This window comes from Rhizobium sp. Rhizsp82, assembly GCF_047325115.1.
Lineage (GTDB): Bacteria > Pseudomonadota > Alphaproteobacteria > Rhizobiales > Rhizobiaceae > Rhizobium.
The window spans coordinates 128,960-147,049 of the sequence record NZ_CP168569.1; the positions used below are offsets into that span (position 1 = coordinate 128,960).

Annotated in this window: 18 protein-coding genes and 1 pseudogene; 12 read left to right on the forward strand and 7 right to left on the reverse strand. The window is 57.0% G+C overall.

Going from position 1 to position 18,090, the window contains the following annotated elements:
* The first annotated feature begins 557 nt into the window (after nt 1-557).
* Nucleotides 558-746 carry a hypothetical protein gene (locus tag ACEN84_RS00660; protein ID WP_413708873.1) on the forward strand — a complete coding sequence of 63 codons (189 nt, stop codon included), beginning with the start codon at nt 558-560 and terminating at the stop codon, nt 744-746.
* A gap of 391 nt (nt 747-1,137) precedes the next feature.
* Here the strand turns inward: ACEN84_RS00660 and ACEN84_RS00665 are convergent, their stop codons facing one another.
* The 3 genes from ACEN84_RS00665 to ACEN84_RS00675 form a co-directional block, all read right to left on the reverse strand.
* Nucleotides 1,138-1,545, reverse strand: coding sequence for a hypothetical protein (locus ACEN84_RS00665; RefSeq protein WP_413708874.1), 408 nt, complete (start codon nt 1,543-1,545; stop codon nt 1,138-1,140).
* Between the two features lie 568 nt (nt 1,546-2,113).
* Nucleotides 2,114-2,677, reverse strand: coding sequence for a hypothetical protein (locus ACEN84_RS00670; RefSeq protein WP_112715825.1), 564 nt, complete (start codon nt 2,675-2,677; stop codon nt 2,114-2,116).
* A 137-nt stretch (nt 2,678-2,814) separates the two neighbouring features.
* Nucleotides 2,815-3,231 carry a hypothetical protein gene (locus ACEN84_RS00675; protein ID WP_112715827.1) on the reverse strand — a complete coding sequence of 139 codons (417 nt, stop codon included), beginning with the start codon at nt 3,229-3,231 and terminating at the stop codon, nt 2,815-2,817.
* Nucleotides 3,232-4,431: 1,200 nt separating this feature from the next.
* Between ACEN84_RS00675 and ACEN84_RS00680 the strand changes: the two genes are divergently transcribed.
* The 8 genes and pseudogenes from ACEN84_RS00680 to ACEN84_RS00715 all read left to right on the forward strand — a co-directional run bounded on the left by ACEN84_RS00680 (nt 4,432) and on the right by ACEN84_RS00715 (nt 9,822).
* Nucleotides 4,432-4,647: a hypothetical protein gene (locus ACEN84_RS00680; RefSeq protein WP_112715831.1), complete on the forward strand. Its 216-nt coding sequence runs from the start codon at nt 4,432-4,434 to the stop codon at nt 4,645-4,647.
* Nucleotides 4,648-4,659: 12 nt separating this feature from the next.
* Nucleotides 4,660-4,836 (forward strand): hypothetical protein, encoded by a 177-nt coding sequence (locus ACEN84_RS00685; RefSeq protein WP_165402646.1) that lies wholly within the window; start codon nt 4,660-4,662, stop codon nt 4,834-4,836.
* Nucleotides 4,837-4,845: 9 nt separating this feature from the next.
* Nucleotides 4,846-5,034 carry a hypothetical protein gene (locus ACEN84_RS00690; protein ID WP_112715833.1) on the forward strand — a complete coding sequence of 63 codons (189 nt, stop codon included), beginning with the start codon at nt 4,846-4,848 and terminating at the stop codon, nt 5,032-5,034.
* On the forward strand, nt 5,015-5,518 hold the full coding sequence (locus tag ACEN84_RS00695) for a hypothetical protein (RefSeq protein WP_130279559.1): 504 nt from the start codon (nt 5,015-5,017) through the stop codon (nt 5,516-5,518). Before ACEN84_RS00690 ends, ACEN84_RS00695 begins: the two co-directional genes overlap by 20 nt.
* Nucleotides 5,519-5,625: 107 nt before the next feature.
* A complete protein-coding gene (locus ACEN84_RS00700; protein WP_112715835.1) occupies nt 5,626-6,249 on the forward strand; it encodes an NADH-quinone oxidoreductase subunit C in 624 nt (207 codons plus the stop codon).
* Between the two features lie 7 nt (nt 6,250-6,256).
* A complete protein-coding gene (locus ACEN84_RS00705; RefSeq protein ID WP_112715837.1) occupies nt 6,257-7,444 on the forward strand; it encodes an NADH-quinone oxidoreductase subunit D in 1,188 nt (395 codons plus the stop codon).
* A 158-nt stretch (nt 7,445-7,602) separates the two neighbouring features.
* Nucleotides 7,603-8,231: pseudogene (locus ACEN84_RS00710) on the forward strand (ABC transporter ATP-binding protein).
* A 1,429-nt stretch (nt 8,232-9,660) separates the two neighbouring features.
* Nucleotides 9,661-9,822, forward strand: a complete 162-nt coding sequence (locus ACEN84_RS00715) for a hypothetical protein (RefSeq protein ID WP_413708875.1) — start codon at nt 9,661-9,663, stop codon at nt 9,820-9,822.
* A gap of 808 nt (nt 9,823-10,630) precedes the next feature.
* Here ACEN84_RS00715 and ACEN84_RS00720 read toward each other — a convergent pair.
* Entirely contained in the window at nt 10,631-11,404 is a 774-nt protein-coding gene (locus ACEN84_RS00720; protein ID WP_413708876.1) for an alpha/beta hydrolase fold domain-containing protein, read from the reverse strand.
* Between the two features lie 340 nt (nt 11,405-11,744).
* The gene (locus tag ACEN84_RS00725; protein ID WP_130279556.1) at nt 11,745-12,629 is read right to left on the reverse strand and encodes an MBL fold metallo-hydrolase; all 885 of its coding nucleotides are present in this window, start codon (nt 12,627-12,629) and stop codon (nt 11,745-11,747) included.
* A gap of 305 nt (nt 12,630-12,934) precedes the next feature.
* Here ACEN84_RS00725 and ACEN84_RS00730 point away from each other — a divergent pair, with 305 nt between their 5' ends.
* Together ACEN84_RS00730 and ACEN84_RS00735 are read left to right on the forward strand one after the other, a co-directional pair.
* Nucleotides 12,935-13,192: a GlsB/YeaQ/YmgE family stress response membrane protein gene (locus tag ACEN84_RS00730; protein ID WP_130279859.1), complete on the forward strand. Its 258-nt coding sequence runs from the start codon at nt 12,935-12,937 to the stop codon at nt 13,190-13,192.
* Nucleotides 13,193-13,640: 448 nt separating this feature from the next.
* Nucleotides 13,641-14,207, forward strand: coding sequence for a DUF1003 domain-containing protein (locus ACEN84_RS00735; protein WP_130279555.1), 567 nt, complete (start codon nt 13,641-13,643; stop codon nt 14,205-14,207).
* Nucleotides 14,208-14,283: 76 nt separating this feature from the next.
* On the opposite strand, the gene ACEN84_RS00740 is transcribed toward ACEN84_RS00735, so the two are convergent.
* Both ACEN84_RS00740 and ACEN84_RS00745 read right to left on the reverse strand, forming a co-directional pair.
* A complete protein-coding gene (locus ACEN84_RS00740) occupies nt 14,284-15,207 on the reverse strand; it encodes a neutral zinc metallopeptidase (protein WP_413708877.1) in 924 nt (307 codons plus the stop codon).
* A 106-nt stretch (nt 15,208-15,313) separates the two neighbouring features.
* Nucleotides 15,314-15,826, reverse strand: a complete 513-nt coding sequence (locus ACEN84_RS00745; protein WP_112715853.1) for a ferritin-like domain-containing protein — start codon at nt 15,824-15,826, stop codon at nt 15,314-15,316.
* Between the two features lie 482 nt (nt 15,827-16,308).
* Between ACEN84_RS00745 and treZ the strand changes: the two genes are divergently transcribed.
* A complete protein-coding gene (gene treZ, locus ACEN84_RS00750) occupies nt 16,309-18,090 on the forward strand; it encodes a malto-oligosyltrehalose trehalohydrolase (RefSeq protein ID WP_112715855.1) in 1,782 nt (593 codons plus the stop codon).

Consider the following 18,090-nt stretch of genomic DNA (forward strand, 5'->3'; position numbering starts at 1 on the left):
GGAAAAAATATCTCGTTAGGCTATGGCTTTCGCTGTAGGGTACCTGCTATTTCAGAAGCATAGCCGCCCGAACTTTCCTCTGCCGCCTTACCGAGAGTCACCGACGTGTAGTAATGGCTTCCCGCCCAGACAACGACGCCGTCGGAGGCTCTAAAGAGCCTGGCGGAGATGCGGAACCTGCCGTTTTCCTGGCTGACTGCACCGTCAACGATGTACCGTCTCCTGCTGAAGCCTTCCGTCGCCGGCTCCTTGACCAGCACAGTCATTCGGGGTGCGAGACCAGGCTTGATATCATCTCATCGCGGAACACGATGCCCGGGCGCCGTGATGAGATAGATCGCTGAAGCTCCGTTGTGGCTCAGGAAGGGCCCCAATAGTAGCAATACTCTTCGTCTTCACCGATGTATTCCCAGACGCCGGCGTCATCGATTTCGAGATCATTGCATGCCGACGATGGACCGGCGTTAAATGTCGGGGCCGGTGCCTTATGGGCCATAGCACGAATGCGCCGACCCATGATCATTGGGGGCCGAGCTCGTCCGTCTGCACCTGGAGGGATGTTTGAATGGCAATGGATACAGCGGGTGGCGGCAACTTTGATCTCTTCCTTGCATATCGGGCAGGCACGAGTTTTAACGTTGGGGTCAGCCATCGGCTTGTCCTTTTCAGCAAGTGGATATGAACTCTCAGATGCACTGCATAAAAATCAAGGCCGCGACATCGGCTTCATTGGCATGGCGCTCTAATCCCTAATAAAGTCCCAGATGAAACGCTGCACCGGTCGCTCGAATGGAGCGGACAGCAAAATATATTCGGAAGGTGTAATTTAGGCAACTGAGATGTCGCGGCAGATGGCGATCGTTGTCCAACAAAGAAAAAACCCCGGTGCGGACTGATCCGGCGCCGGGCTTCTACGGATAACATTGGGCGATGCATCCGGACAAGGTGGATTTCAAACGCCTTGCGGTCACTTAACTGCCGCGGGCGAAGACCGTTCAATCATTCATAAAACCGGCTCGCCGCCACGCTCAATCGCTCGACTACGGGGTCAAATCTTCACTTCGCTTGAGACGACTGGCTCTCGAACTCCAATTGCCGTGCGTGCAGGGAGGTGCGGCTAGGAGCGGTGCCAAAATCTTAGAGTTCGGCGATCTCGGCTTCGAGTTCTCGTCGCTCGATGTCGGCGATTTCAAGGCTGATACGGCCAGTGCGGACCAACGTCTCCAGGCACAGCTCGAAAATACGCCGAAATCCCTCGCCTTCAGGGGTCAACTGGCCCGGCGACGAGGTGAACTCTCCGCTGGTCATAGAAGTAAGACTGCATTGCATGACCATCATTGCAGCGAGATCGTCCGGCGTCCATCCGAGCTCCAGGCAATAGCGTCTGGCAATAGCACGGTTCTGCTTCGCGCTCCATTTCGCGGTATCAACGCTGCGACGTAGAGCGCTGGCCACACTATCGCCCTCAATGTGATGCGACTCGAAAAAAGCGTTTAGGGAATCCAATAGCTGCTGTTCAGGATCTGGGATGACGAAAAGGGACATGTGACTATTTCCTGTACGATTGGCGACCACAGGCTTGACGCGCGGAGCAAGTCGAAGTGGATGTATCGAAGTGAGATATTCTGCTGCCCAGTCTGAAGGGACGAATTCCGTGTTCGTCCCCAATAACCTCATCGAGCGGCCCTAACAATGGCTCAGGAGTCGTTATGGGCCCGAGGCGCCGAGCTATACAAACGTTAGCGCCTCATCCAAGGGGCCTTGTAGAACGATCGCTCGCGGTGCTTGGCGGCAACACACACCGGCCGTGCGCGAGGACGGTGACGCGAAGGATATGTGATAAAACAAAGATTGCGGGCGTGAGGAAACACTGTGTTATGGCCAGCTTGATCACGTCAAGATAGCTCGGGCCGGGATTCCTCGAGGAGGTCGAGCCAAGATACATCCATCGTGAGTGTCGCCGGGCTTCAAGCGATCTGCCGGTTGCCTCATACCAGTCATCTGGCGATCAGGCAGAGCTAAGCATCAGCACGCATCTGTCCCACGCGGCATCGACCAGTTTGTCGGATATACTCGACGCGACGCCTCTTGTGTCGCTCGAGCAGTCGTACTGTCACCTGTCCTCAAAACGCGACAGCATATTTCTTAACTGGCCGTTCTGGGTCTCGAGCTTTTGAGCGAGGGCTGCCCTCAGTTGCTTGATGTCATCGTCCAAGCCATAGACCGCGTCCAAATAGCCATCCTGGTCCGACGTCTGCATAGGGGCCGCCGATGGCGGTTGGGTGCCTGTTTCTTTGCCCTTTAAGGTGATGCGGGGTCCCTTTCGAGCCTTTTTGCTCGCACGGATATCGTAGGTTGGCCGTTTGGACTTTTGGGAGTTGGAGATTTCGCTGGCCGGAGCAGTTGCCGTAACTTCCTTCTCTTCGGCCTCCGCTACAGCCGCCGCTTCCGCAGCCGGGCTGCCGACGGGTGTTACGGTATGATCGTCGGGACTGGTCATGACGGCGACAGGATCTGGCGGGGCAGTTGTATCGTCTGCCTGAGCGACCGGTAAACCATCGAAATGGTCCTCCATAGCGCTGGCTTCGGAGCTGACGGGCAGAACTGGCGAAACGACGGTCGCCTTTGACACGTCCTTTTTGGACCTGAATCTGGAGATGATGTTCCACGGCGACATCGAGGTTCCCTCTCGCTTGACGCGCCTGATGAACGCGGCGCGGAAACCGGATCGGGTACCGATCCGGCGAACGATTCTCTAGGATCCAGTTTACCGGATGGCGGACGAGTAGCAAACCGTCCGCCATCGAGCGATGATTACTTTAGGCCAAGACGCTTACGCAGATCGGAATTCTCAGTGCGAAGCTTCTCGGCGAGCGACTTGCGTAGGCGCTGGTTTTCCTCTTCAAGCTGGAGAAGATCTGCCAGATCGTCCGCCAGCGGAGATCCAGTCGTCTGCGTGGCAGCGCGATTTGGACCGCGCTTGCCTGCTGCTGCGGATGGCGACGATGTGCGCTTAGCGCGGGTCGCGGGGGTACTGGCGACTTCAGGTGCTGCAGCAGCCTCGGCGCGCTTGGGCCGACCGCCGCGATTTTTCTTCGCGGGCTCGGCGATTGTTGGGGCGGCTTTCGCCTCCACCTTTTTAACGCGCGGTGCGCGCTTCTTTTTTACCGGGGCTTCCGGTGACACTACCGCGTCTGCTGGTGCGGAGCTGGGATTGCTTTCGTCGGCCATTGGTGTTCTCCCCTGTTTGGCAATTTCGTTGTCATGTGTAGATCATCGGATGTCAATATCGCATGCGTTGCTGAGTGCCTTACGCTCCGATCAATATTAAACTTTGCGGGCCTTGCGAAGGCCGGTTTAGGACTGAGATTCTCGACATTTCACTTTGTGGCTACTGCACCAGCAACGCGCGCTCACCGTCGCTAACACGATCCGAGCTGCGAAGATGTTCGAACACTCTTTCAGTCGAGAGGACGTCGGCACCACGCGCAAACAATATTCATGACCATGTCGGTCTTGTCATCGTCCAAGGGAAGGAGAGACGATTGACATGACGCTGTCGGGAAAAGGGCTTCAGGGGCGAGGGAAGGGCGTCTTCTCTCAGGGCACTGTCTGGCCTCAGACGCTCTACAGGCGATACCATAAGATATGACACTGTAGCAGCCCGCCCCCCGGATATCAGGGCATTACCTTGAAGGGCTTCGATTGCGCACACGGTTGTTCGGGTGGTAACTGGTGAAACCCGCGTGGCGCGAGCCATCAGCACACTGGCTTTCAGAAAGAGCGATGGCGAGATTAAATCGCCATGTTCGAACTCTGGCGATTTCGCTCGGTGGCTGCGCCCGTGGAGCTGGAAGCTCAGACGGCCGGAAATTACGCGTGGGGCCCGACGAACCTCAGCACAGGTCGCCCGGCAATAGTCTCTTCGCGGATGAGCTTTAGACGCTCCAGGTCCGACACGACGCGAGATGAAAAACGATGATCGCCTACCAGCCATGCGCTTCCGAGCTTTCCCTGCATCCGAAACTGCCTGATCGCTGACATAGCGCTACGCTGAGCGCTCGTCAGTGGAACACGGCGGGTCTGGTCATGCGAAGGGTTCCCGGCCGTGCCGAGCGCACTTGGGGGGCGCCCGCTGCCGTGCACGGCAACGCCCGGATTGTTCCCGGCACGCTGCGAGGCGGACATCTCGAGCAGGGCAGATTGTTGGAAGCAGCGAAACTCCTTTTAGCAAAGCTAGCAGCGACCCACGCGAAAGGCCCTAGGGCGCTGTGCTCTCACGGGCGGGCGATGGATGAGGCAAAAACAAGAAAGGATGTCGCCGTATTTCCGGGGGGGCGGCAAAATCACCGCCAAGACGAAAATTTGAGAGCCGACGGAAACTCCGCCGCTGCATTGGAGTTTGGACGGGATTCGTTGAAAGGAAGTCAGATGCCACATGGAGACCGCAAGCACATCGGGATCGGCGCCAAGGCCAAAGGGGGTGGTACGGGCGCCATGACAGAAATTCCGGCTGATAAACTCCCCGAGAACATGGTCCTGTCCAACAGGGATAAAGCCCAGCATTCGAAAGAGCGCGGCCTGGATGGAAAGGCTGTTCAGACTGAGCAGTACCAGGACCATTCCGCAAATAGAAACTCAGACTGATCGGACGCCCCAATGACCAGCAAAATGCCTCCCACACCGCCAGCCAATCGTTCGCCGAAAGGCGCCGGTGACAACCGAAAGCAGGCTGATGTTGCCGCCGCAAACGGCCCGAAGAATCCTGACAAGATCGGCCAGCAGGGCAACAGCAATCAGAATACGACCCATCAGGGTTATCAACAGGATCGATAGGGGGGTCGTATGTCGACATCAAGTAAACATCCCACGACTCTTCGCCAGGGTGGACCTGGAGCGGCCCACGAAAATGCCAAGGCTCCTCTTAAAGCCAACAAGGCGCAGGCCGATAGCGACAATAGATCGCGCAGCTCCAAATCGGGCGGAGGTGGCGAAAGAGACAGCCATCACAGCCATGACACTACCCGCAAATAGTTCACCTGCGCTCAACCGCGCGGTCCCGCCCTGGGCAAGAGATGAAGCTCTTGCAATCGTTCGTGAACACGGCTTCAGGCTGGCAAATGCGAAAGACGAAGGCGAGCTAACTGAGGCCGTGGCAACACTCTCGCTGGCGATCTCTTTTGCCTTGGCAAAAGCTTCAGCTAAAGGAAATCCCGTCGATCAGGAGGTTGATTTGGCATCTTTCCCTGAACAAAGACCAGAGTGTCGCGGTCAAGCGTTTGCCTGTGAGGGAACGGGCGATGAGGTGAGCCGTAACGGCCCGTCCGGAAGGCAGACCCGTCCAAGACACGGTGTTGCAGCACCGGCTCTCGCGGCCAAAACTGGCAAGGAAAGTGAAGGGCTCGACATGCGCGGGGTCGACGTGAGCCGAAGCGGTCGCCAGGGCGATGTTGTCGTCTCCAAGGGTAGGGCGGCTACGTTCGTCGATTTTGACCCCGTGAAGCCTGCCAGCGACTGAAAACCGTATACGGTGCCGCCCGACGGTCGAAGGACCGGTTGGAAAGCCTTGCATTGGCGCCTGGAACTTGCGGAGCTTGTCCTAGTTGGGCCCGCCGGAGGATAAAAATGTCCCAGCTTATCGGCTATCTCTCACATGTCTTAGCTCATCAGAAGAATGCAGTCATTTCTTCGCAATGCGAGCGCGGCGAACTATCAATTTTGACGACGCCGGCCTGCGTTATAGAGCTGGTGAGATTTCTGAGAGACGACGAACATGGCCAGTTCATCTGCTTGCTCGATATCTGCGGCGTCGATTGGCCGGCCAGAGAAAAACGCTTTGACGTCGTCTACCATCTCCTCTCTCCGCATAAGAACATGCGCGTTCGCGTGAAACTTGCGGCGGACGAAGAAACACTCGTCCCTTCTCTTTGCCCGCTGTTCCCAAACGCTGACTGGTACGAGAGAGAGGCATGGGACATGTACGGCATCCTGTTCACCGGACATCCCGATTTGCGGCGGATCCTGACAGATTACGGCTTCGAAGGCCATCCTCTAAGAAAGGATTTCCCGCTGACAGGATTCGTGGAGGTTCGCTATGACGATGCAGCGAAACGTGTGATCTACGAGCCGGTCGAACTGCGCCAGGAATATCGTGACTTCGACTTCCTCTCTCCTTGGGAGGGCACCGAGTATATCCTGCCGGGCGACGAAAAGAGCGGCGAACCCGGATCCGACACAAAGGCGCCTTGAGGCTTTCATGGAACATAACATCCGGACGTTCAATATCAATTTCGGCCCGCAGCATCCAGCCGCGCACGGGGTTCTTCGGCTCGTTCTTGAGCTCGATGGAGAGATCGTCGAGCGGGTGGATCCGCATATCGGCCTTCTACACCGCGGTACCGAGAAGCTGATTGAGCGCAAGACTTATCTTCAAGCCCTGCCTTATTTCGACCGCCTCGATTATGTCGCTCCCATGTGCCAGGAACACGCTTACTGTCTTGCGATCGAAAAGCTGCTTGGCGTGGATGTACCCATCCGCGGCCAGCTCATACGGGTTCTTTATGCAGAGATCAGCCGCATCCTGTCGCACCTGCTCAACGTGACAACCCAAGCAATGGATGTAGGCGCGCTCACGCCGCCGCTTTGGGGGTTTGAGGAACGGGAACACCTCATGGTCTTCTACGAGAGAGCCTCCGGTTCTCGCATGCATGCGGCATATTTCAGGCCGGGCGGCGTGCATCAGGATCTCCCGAACGATCTGCTCTGCGATATCGCTGCCTGGTGCGACAGGTTTCCAAAGGTGCTCGACGATATCGATGACCTTCTCACGGGCAACCGCATTTTCAAGCAGCGCAATGTTGATATCGGTGTGATCAGTCTTCAACATGCGTGGGCCTGGGGCTTTAGCGGCGTTCTCATCCGAGGCTCCGGTGCGGCATGGGATCTCCGCCGCTCGCAACCCTACGAGTGCTATTCAGACCTGGAGTTTGACATACCGATCGGCAAGAATGGTGATTGTTATGACCGCTACCTGATCCGGATGCAGGAGATGCGCGAGTCGGTAAGGATCATGAAGCAATGCCTAGAGCGTTTGATGGGGACGGCAGCCGCTGGAGCCGTCAGTTCGGCCGATGGCAAGATAGTCCCACCCAAACGCATGAACATGAAACGTTCGATGGAGGCGCTCATCCATCACTTTAAGCTCTATACCGAGGGGTTCCGGGTGCCTACGGGCGAAGCATATGCAGCGGTAGAGGCACCTAAAGGTGAGTTTGGCGTATATCTCGTCGCTGACGGAACAAACGCACCGTACCGATGCAAAATACGGGCTCCAGGATTTACTCATCTGCAGGCGATGGACTTCATGTGCCGCGGCCACCAACTTGCAGATATCTCGGCCGTCCTTGGTTCGCTTGACATCGTCTTTGGTGAAGTGGATCGTTGACGAGCCCGAAGGTTGTGCGCCGCGGAGCGGTGGCCGCCGGAACACTCCCTGCTGCTATGTTCGATTCCGGCCGTCCGGCGACAATCGTCATTGTCGGGACGGACATCCTCCTTTATTTCATGAAGATTGACAGGTTCGAGAAGGTCAGTAGAGAAGTCATGATCCTCGCTCTCAACGACGAAGGTGCCATCGAGGTCCTTGGGAGGATTGATCTCGATGTCGCCGACAGCGAAAGCGCTGCTCTAACAGGGAATTCCTGGAGCGGGAAAAGTACCCTTCTTCATCTCGCTAAAGGGCTTGATCGCGTCGGCAGCGGAACAGTCCTCATGGATGGCAGTGACCTCGGTAAATTCTCTGGGGCCGAACGCGCTCGATATCGCCGAACCAGGGTGGTCTTGTGTTTCAGCAGTTCAACCTTATTCTTTCGCTCGACGTCGCTGCGAACATGTCCTTTCATGCAAAGCTGGCGGGGCGTTACGATCGCGGCTGGGAACATACCCTGGTCGAGGCTCTGAGATTACGAGAGTACACGAGCCGCTATCCAGAGCAACTGTCAGGAGGCCAGCAACAACGCGTTGCCATCAGGCCGAACGCTGGCTGCCAGACCGCAGCTCATTCTTGCTGATGAGCGACAGGAAATTTGGACGAGCAAACCGGCGACATGGTCCTTGATGTGATGCTCGAGCTGGGAAGGGAAGCCGGATCGTCTCTGCTGATCGTCACCTATTCCAGGCTCGCGGCGCGGCTTGATCGCACCATTGTTATACGAGACGGAAAGATCGAATGAATTTTCTGGTTAGGCGGTATGCCGAGTTTCTTGTCGCTCACCTTCGGGATCCAGATAAACACTCATTTGATGGATTGGTTTGAACTTCATTTCCGGCGTACCCGCTGCTTAAGAGGACGATCAACGACATCATCGATATTCTGCGGCGGCCGACCTGGAAACAGGTGGTCAAAGTCAGCCACGGCCTCGGCCTCAAGGGCGAAGCAATCTTCACGAGACTCGCTAGCGAAATCTCCCACTGTCCTCAAATACCTCACCGATCCGCATGAGACATAAGATCTTGCCGCCCATCCCCGCTGGGTTAGTCCGTGGTCGATCCATCGGCGCTTCATTCTTTCCGACAAGCCTCGAATGACTTCGATGGGGGACGAGATGTTAAATGCGAACATGATAACACCTAATCGCGACTAGCGGCATTCAGGGCTAACACAATCGCATTTAAGATTTTCACAAGCAAATGATAAACCCGGGCATTCGCGATCGACTCCTAGCCCAGCGACCAGTCTGGACGGCGCGACGTGCTACGATCTTGATCTCCTTTGGCCAGCGATCATTGAAGTAACCGGGGCAGTTCTGGCCGACGTGTCCGGGCGTGCGATAGCGGACCAAGAGCAATCCCGCGGGAACACCGTGCCTGCACGGAGGTTTTTCAAACATCGATCATAGGAGGTCTCGCACGATGGCAGCTATCACTGCCGATCTTCCCCGGGAAAAAGTAACTGCTCACTGGCTATCGAGCGGCCTCCCCAACGAAGCCCATAAGGTGCACGAGTAAAGCGAAGGTACGGACATGATAGACTTTTCAACCACCACGTCTCATTTCGCTGTCGTGTTAGGGGTCACAGCGCTCGTCTGCTGGATTGCGGCCGGGTTTGCCGCGGTCCTCGGAACCAAAGAGGAAATTAGGCATGCCGACACCGGACGGCTCTCCGAATACGTGACGTCCGGACTGGCCGCACTCGGATTGAGCGCCGTTCTTGCGATGGGCGCTGTTCTCGTATTTGCGGCTTGAATTTTAGCCGCGCGTGGCGTGCGCCGGCATCGCCGCGACTGCTGTTCACGATTAATGGACCTATGATGAACCCCATTCTGACATCAACTGCAATGATCCTGAGCTTGGTCGCAGCTTCATGCTCAACACCTGAAGATTTGGAGCCAATCCCTGGAAGCATCACATATGGTGGACAACCTCACGGCAAGCTTACGAGATCGCCCATTGGCAGCGTCTTGCCACACGAATTCTATAATCAGTTTGGAAACTGGGTCCAGGAGACTTATATCGTCCAACCGGATCGCACTTTAAAGTTGGTTCGCCGCGAAATCGGCCAGTACCCCGAACGATGATTCTGTTTATTGCCCGATCTCGCTATCGTGGCCGAGCCGCCTAAGCTTAGTCGCAGCGGTAGGAGAACGCATTGGAGGACGCGTTTTGCAGGACGAAGACCGGTACGGCACGGCAGACGAGCAAACCGCATATGACGCACAAGGTCGCCATCCGGCACGACCAGGCAAGATGCGCTCGGCCTGGGCAGTTATTGCTCTCATCGCCGTTCTGGTCGCGGTTATCATCGCCAGCACCTGGGTGATGTAGCAATCGCGATCGCCCTATTGCGGGCTATAGTTGTTGCTCCGCCCGAAACAAGCCTGCGCAAGGTCTTAACTTCTTCCCGCATCGGACTTGATAAATCCCTTGATGTGGAAGCCATCTCATAGGTTAAGGCGCCGTCGTGTTGCGACCGAAACTCAGGTTGCTCGTCAATCGTGACGAGCAACACGCCGCGAAATCGTTCTGGCAGAATTACGTCCATACATTTGAAAGAATATGAACCCGATTTTAAAGGTGGAAGCAAGGGAGGGCACTGTGTTTCTGGAGTGGAGGAGCGAAGGCCGGGTCGGTGACCAATCCTTCCAGTACGACGGTGTCAGTGTGATCGAGTTCGGCGAGGACGGGATCACGGCGTTCAGGGCGTATTTCGATCCGCGACAGCTCTCGATCCGTCCCGGGAGCAGCGAGCGAAAGAGCGAAGATAGCAAACTCGTTGGGGCTCAGAGGCAGGCTGGCGAGAAAAGACCTGGTAGGTACTCTAAAAGGCCCAAAACCTGCCCAGCAAAACGATGCGCACGCGAGAGACCGCTTTAGTCCAGCCGACGAGGCGGGTAGGTCGGTTTGATGGCGCCCGTGGACATGATGGACGCCAGAGCCCGAATCCGGCCTTATCCGCTACGCAGGACCGAGAATCCTCTCGATCCATCGTGCGACGAAGGAGTGAGTTTTGGCCGCAACGCGGGTCGGCAACCGCTCGAAACCGTGCGGTGCATCAGGGACCACGAGTAGTTGGGCGCAACCCGTCTGCTGATGCCACCGCTCATACATGCGCGTGCTATCGTCCTTAACAGGATCAAGCGCGCCAGCGACAAACAACGCTGGAGGCATCAGCGAGGATCGGCGAAACGTCCGGACTGCCCACATCGAGGAGCGACGGCCCGTGCACTAGTCTGTCGAGATTGAGGAGCGCTGATTGCGGATCGATCAGCAGACTGCGCTCGGACGTCCTCAGCCTTATTGAGCCACCCATATCGAAAGCCCCGCAAAGAGACACAAACGCAGCCAATCGTTTGATCGGGCGCCGCTCGGCAACTCTTACCAACGCAGCTGCGGCCAAATGAGCACCGGACGATTCACCTTCAACGATCAGCTTGTCCAGGCCAAAGCTTGCTAGATGATCCAACGCCCAGTCGATAAGGGTGACGGCGTCCTCAATTGCGCGCTCTAGATCGTCATCGAGGGCTCGATGAAAGTCACCAGCGGCCACCATCACGTTGCACAAGCGGACGGTTCTGGCGTTCCATTGGTCGTCCAGCCGAGCGTTTCCGACAACCCATGCACCGCCATGAAAGTGCAAGAGGAGAGCTTGCGGTCTCCGGCGCGGCCGAAGGAGGCGTATAGGAATCGTATGATGATCAGAGGCTGCGACCTCATCCTTTTCCAGGTGTACCCGCTGGCGCGCCGACGGCGGCAGCGCGGCTTGAACCAAATCGACAAGGCTGTTGATTATCTTTGCATTCATCCTGCGGCCGGTGTGATAGCGCGGTAGGACCGACAAAATCCTGTTCAAACGCCGGGCCCTCGAGAGATCCCGGATCGTGAAGATGCTCGTCGGGTCGATTCTCATGCCATAAACTCGATGGTCCGCGGCTGGGACAGACGACCAACAAAATGGGTCCGGTAACGATCAGGAGGCAGTATTCGTTTCATAAGCCGCAAGCCGCTGGCGGCCTCGATAGTGGCGCTGATCGAACATAATGGTCGCGTTCTACATCTGGCGACGACCTGCGTCGAATTCGCTAGTCGCAAGATCCGGGCGCGCCTTCGGGTGAGGAGGGTATTGTCCTCGAGGTCGAGCGCGATGAACAGGTTTGTCAAGAGATGAGCGACCGGCGCTGGAAATGGGGGTCGCGATCGTGAGTGCGGTGTCTCTTCTTCCATCCCTGTCTCCCCAATTTGCCGGAATGTTACCGATAAGCGTCGTTACCACTCTTACCCGGCTTTGCCGGATCGAGAGCGTAGGGGCGGCCTTCCGGCACTGCGATCGATGCGAAATTATTTGCCAGTTCGTGCAGCCGGCGTCGCATATTAGGGCCGCGAACGGGTCGGCCGTGCCCGGTGATGACAAGATCAGGTTCCAGAGCCGCAAGCGCTCTGACAGACTTCCCTGCCTCATCCCAGTCCGGCGTAAAATAGCGTGGCGGCCCGTGCATCTCGGGCTTCTGGACGATGACTTCGTAAACCGACTCCTGACCGGTGGTGACGACGGCGTCACCTGCGATCAAGGTACGATCACTCTCGCGCCACAGAGAGATGTGACCTGGCGCGTGACCGGGAGTATGCAGCCATCGCCATCCTGGCATGACAGGAATGCTATGATCTGGTGGTAGCACCTTCAGCCGCGAAGCGACGTTAACCGGGGAGCGCGGGAAAAGCGGTGACAACAAGGCCATCGCGCCGCCACCCACCAGAGGATCTGCCGGCGGATATGACGCCTCACCGTTGAGGTATGGAAATTCCAGCGGATGAGCGTAAACGGCCACGTCCCAACGCTCAGCAAGCGCTGCCAACGACCCGGCGTGATCGAAATGACCGTGGGTCATGATGATCGCGGCCGGGCTGGTGCCGCCCCCGAAACGATGCTCCGCCGCCTCGATGATGGCGTTTGCCGATGTCGGGAGTCCGGTATCAATCAATACCCATTCGTTCTTTTTCGAAGGGTTGCCATAGAAGATGACGTTGACAATGGACATCCGTCGATAGGAAAGGTCCGGCGCAAATACGAGGGTATCCGATCCGGCTTGAGTTACCGGCGCAAGATCACTCTCCTCGAGCGCAAGTTGTACAGTCATGAGAGGCTCCTTTGTTGGAGGTCCACAAACTGGCTGCACCGTCGAAAGTTCCAGGAGAGGTCACCCAGCGCCTGCAGGAGCATCGGCTTAGTTTGTGGCGGGCACTGATCCAGACGTGATAACGCAAGAGATGAGGAAGTTCTCTTGCTCCGGAACCCGCGTCTGCTTCGCCGATTGTTCGTGGCAATCGACGGTGGAAGTGGCGCAGTCAATCCATGTCGCGGAACAAATCGTCGTCGCTGATGTTTACCGGCTGCTTCCGGATTTCGGAAGCTCATATCAATCTCATAGAAGGGGAAGTCTCCATGGAAGACGCAGGCATTGGCTGGATCGCGGCAATCATTATCGGCGGCATTGCCGGATGGCTCGCAGAGATGTTCATGAAGAGCAACATGGGCGTCATCATGAACATCATTCTAGGTATCGTCGGAGCCATTGTCGCCAACTTCATTCTCTCGCTTTTCGGCGTCGTCCTCGGCGGCTGGCTAGGCTACCTGATCGCTGGCTTCATCGGCGCCTGTATTTTGATCGCTCTGGCGCGAATGATCAGGCGTACGGCTTGATCGGCCCCCGCTGGATCTACGAGAACATCTGAGCAGCCTGCTCACGAAGGTTGCAAACTGCAACTTGAGTACGATCATCGAACTGAACGAGGGCGCTTGCCATTGTTGGTCGAGCGCCCTCTTGTGTGAGATCCGAGGCGGCTTGTGGGCGAGCGGGAAGAGCTGCCACAGCAAATCTCATTCGATCCTGATTGTGGCGCATCGAAGACAGGGTTGCATGCGCGACCTGTGCTCCTGGCTGTCGGACCTGAGCGGACAAACTTCGCAGTCTTGAAACGGGACCATGCTTTAGCAGGCGGCGGTGTCGTCTGAAGGGGCACATCGTCTCCCCATGCGTTCGCCGCGGCCTCGCACGCGTGTCACGATGATCATTCGACGCAAGCTTTCACCACGATTTAAGGAACTTCAGGAGCAGGGGGAAGTTCCGGCGTCGAACCGGAGCGCTCATATGACTTCCACGCCCGACCAGAACCATGGCGTTGCCAGCCGTCTCGACCGCAACATCGAGGCCCTTCTGCTAAGACGGCGCCAGGAGGCCTGCGCGGCGTCCTTCCAGGACCGCGCGGCAGCAGCGATTACTCGCTTCGCCGGGTCCATGATCTTCGTCTACCTCCACGCGGTCCTGTTTGGCGGGTGGATCCTGATCAATGTACAGGTGTTTCCGCTTCTTCCTGCTTTTGACCCTTCTCTGGTTATTTTGGCAATGGTGGCGTCGGTGGAGGCGATCTTCATCTCGACCTTTGTCATGATCAGCCAGAATCGCATGGCAGAGGCAGACGACAAAAGGGCGGACCTCAACTTGCAAATTTCGCTGCTTGCCGAACATGAGACGACACAGCTTCTGACAATGGTCGCCGCGATCGCTGACAAGCTTGGCCTCGACCTAGAGGAGAAGCAGGAGATCGAAGAGCTCCAGCAAGACGTCACGCCCGAGGAGGTTCTCGACACAATGGAAAAGATCACAGAAGGTTCATCCTCAGACCTTGACGTCACGGCCGACAAGCAGGAGCACTGAGCCCCCCTTAGCTTGCGATGGCAGGAACCGGCTTTTGCGGACGATCACCCGGACGACGATCTCAGGCAATTTTGCATCAGACCGGTCCCGAGAAGGTGTCGCATGATGAAAGTTGGCCGCTGTCGAACCCTCGCTTAAACCACTTTACACGTTGAGCGGAGGTGCCATGGTTGAAGCTTTCCGGCACGACATAACCCTGCGTGCGCTTTTGCAGTGTGTCGTCGCCGATCTGCTGTGCGGCGTTCAAAGCCTCTTCCGTGTCGCCTGCATCGAGGATGCCTTTCTGCTGGGTGTACTTCCCCCAGATGCCCGCAAAGCAGTCGGCTTGAAGCTCGACGCGGATCGACATTTTGTTCGCATCGCTTTCGCTCATCTGTTGTCGGGCTTGATTGAACTTCGGGAGAATGCCGAGCTGGTTCTGTACGTGGTGCCCGATCTCGTGAGCCACTACGTATGCTTCAGCGAAATCACCGCTGGCGCCGAAGCGATTGCTGAGCTCCTCGAAGAAGGTCGTGTCAAGATACACCTTCTGGTCTTCAGGGCAATAAAACGGTCCGGTCGCAGCCGACGCCGCGCCGCAGGCGGATCGGGTCTGATCACGAAACAACACCAGCTTCGGATCCGCATAAGAAAGCCCTTGCGACTGAAAAATGCCCTGCCAGGTATCTTCAGTCTCTGCAAGCACCGTCTTCACAAATACTGTCATCTGGTCGCTGGCAGGGGTCTGCCCCGCCCCCGCGTTTTGACGTTCGCTTTGTTCGTATCCCGATCCGTCAGAGTTGGCGTCCCCCAGCACCTGAAGAAGGTCGACGCCCATTGCTTTGAAAACCAAGTAGATCACGACGAGAAAAATGATCGTGCCGATGCTCAGCCCGCCACCGCGGCGTCCGATCGGCAGGGTGAACCCGCCGCCCCGACCGAACGCACTATCGTTGAGCCCGCCGCTTTCGCCTTGGCGATCCTCGACGTTTTGAGACTGACGTCTGCCTTGCCATTCCATCTCTCAGTTCCTTTGATTTGGGACGGTCCGTTACTAACGCTGTCAAGGCTGCGTAAAAACGAAAAGGCCGCCTCACGAGGCGGCCTTCACGGCGAAACTGCCCAACTTAAGCAGCTTTGGAACCTTTGCCCTTAGGATTGGCCTGCGCCTCGGCGAGCTGCGTCAACTTCTGATCAGTTGCTTCCTCCTCCTGAAGATTAGCCTCCAGCAGGGCAACGGCGTCCTTTAGGCCAAGCTGCTTGGCCCAGGCGATCAAGGTGCCATAGCGTGCGATCTCGTAGTGTTCGACAGCCTGAGCCGACGAAATCAGACCAGCGTCGAGAGCAGGCGACCCCTTGAATTCTTCCATGATCTCTTCGCCCTCGGAAATGATGCCCTGGATGGCTTCACAGGTCTTGCCGCGCGCGGGCTTGCCAAGGATCTCGAAAACCTGCTCCAGGCGGTCGATCTGGCCCTGTGTTTCATCACGATGCTGAAGGAAGCCAGCCTTGCCTTCCTCGGACTGCGCAGCGCGCGCCATCTTCGGCAGAGCTTTCAGGATCTGTTTTTCCGCGAAATAGATATCCTTCAGGGTGTCGAGAAAGAGATCGTCGAGTGTCTTGGTCGAATTCGTTGCCATAATATCCTCCTTGTCGGCCAGCTTTCTGGCGCGTGCTGCTCCGCCCGGTGGCGGCGCCGCCGGTTGCAGAGATCAAAAAAACAATGCGTGTTCGAAGCATTTGTTCCGTAACTTTGACGGCCGCATCTCACGCATCTTTTCAGCGCTTGAGCTCAAAATGCCGCCCGCCCCGCCATGGCGATGAAAAACGGTATGTCTTTCCCCCATCCGCCGCCGTTGCAACCAGAGTCGCGCATTCAGCTTCTTAACGTTCTTGACCGTACGGACGGTCCCGTCGTGGAACTTCGATCCGTGCTTCTAGTTGTCAGTCCGCTCGCAGTCCTGGAGACCTGAATGCTTCCATCGATAAACTTATCCGCCAAGGCCGCTGGCATACGGAACTTGGTGCCGTCTTGGGCGATGTCAGATTCGCCACCCGCATGGTGTCGGATGAGATCAGGTCTCCCTGCCGGAGCTATGAATTCTAAAGATAGGATGATGTCGTGATCGAATACGCGTTCGGCCCGCTGATCTATGAGGATGGTGTCGAGTTTCGGCTATGGGCGCCTTTGAAAGACAGAGTTCTGGTCAACCTGGAAGGTCTTCAGCCGCAGCTGATGGAGCGGCAGGCAGACGGGTGGCATCGCTGTCGCGTGAATGGTGTCAGGCCCGGTGCCCTCTATAAGTTCGTCTTGCCGGATGGATTGGAGGTGCCGGATCCGGGCTCGCGATACCAGCCTCAGGACGTGCATGGGCCGAGTGAGATCATCGATCTGTCACGACATCGCTGGAAGACCGATGCCTGGACAGGCCGTCCTTGGGGAGAGATGGTGATCTACGAGCTGCATGTCGGCTCTTTCACATCGGAGGGAACTTTCGCGGCCGCGATCACCAAGCTCGATCACCTGGCAGCTTTTGGTGTAACCGCCATCCAGATCATGCCGATCAGCGATTTTCCCGGCCGGTACAACTGGGGCTATGATGGTGTTCTCCCTTACGCGCCGGACAGCACCTATGGTCGCCCCGAAGACCTGATGGCACTGGTCGACGCTGCACACGAACGCGGCATTGGCGTCTTCCTCGACGTTGTCTACAACCACTTCGGGCCAGATGGGAACTATCTTCCAAATTACGCACCGCTGTTTACCGAGAGCCACAAGACCCCGTGGGGCAACGGGGTCAATTATGACGGTGACGGTTCAAGAGCAGTTCGCGAATTCCTCATCCAGAACGCGGTTTACTGGATCAAGGAATTCAGGCTCGACGGGCTGCGGCTGGATGCCGTACACGCTATCAAGGACGACAGCGAGGAGCATCTTCTCCATGAGCTTGCCCGTCGTGTCCGAGCCATCGCTGCCGGTCGGCATGTTCATCTGATCGTCGAGAACGAAGATAACGACAGCGATCTTCTAGAGCGGGATCAGAATGGCCGGGCCGTCCATTTCACCGCCCAGTGGAATGATGATGTACATCACGTCCTTCATATTGCCGCGACCGGTGAAAGTTTCGGCTATTACCAGGATTATGCCGATGACCCCTCAAAGATCGGGCTCGCTCTTGCTGAAGGCTTCGTATTCCAGGGCGAACATATGCCCTATCGTGGCGAGAGCCGGGGCAAGCCGACTTCGAACCTGCCTCCGACCGCGTTTGTATCGTTCATCCAAAATCATGACCAAATTGGAAATCGGGCGCTTGGCGACCGTATGATTACCTATCGGCCGCTGGAGCCGCTCAAAGCGGTCACAGCTCTCTATTTGCTGTCAGCGCAGATCCCTATGCTGTTTATGGGTGAAGAGTGGGGCGCGCGCCAGCCGTTCCCTTATTTCTGCGACTTCGATGAAGACTTGAACGAAAAGGTGAGACAGGGCCGCCGAGAGGAATTATCCCGTCTTCCTGGGTTCGATGCCGATGATTTACTCGATCCAACAGCCAAGTCGACGTTTGACGCGTCAAAACTTAACTGGTCTGAGCTCACCGGTGCGGCCGGCGCCGAAATGCTGGCGTTCTATCGATCACTTCTTGCTCTGCGGCATGACCGGATCGTTCCGCTGCTGGAAACCACGGGCCCAATTGGCTCTTCGTTTCGGCAGGAGGGCCGCGTCACTGTCGTCGAATGGGCCTTTAACGATGGCTTGACGCTGCGTGCAGTTGCCAACCTCTCGGACCACCCGGCGCGGTTTTCGACATCGTCGGCGGAGACGGAGATATTTTCACTCGGAACATCGACTGAAGACGAAATGGCATCCTGGGCTGTTGTCGTCAGCATTGCCCAAGCGGGAGGTTAA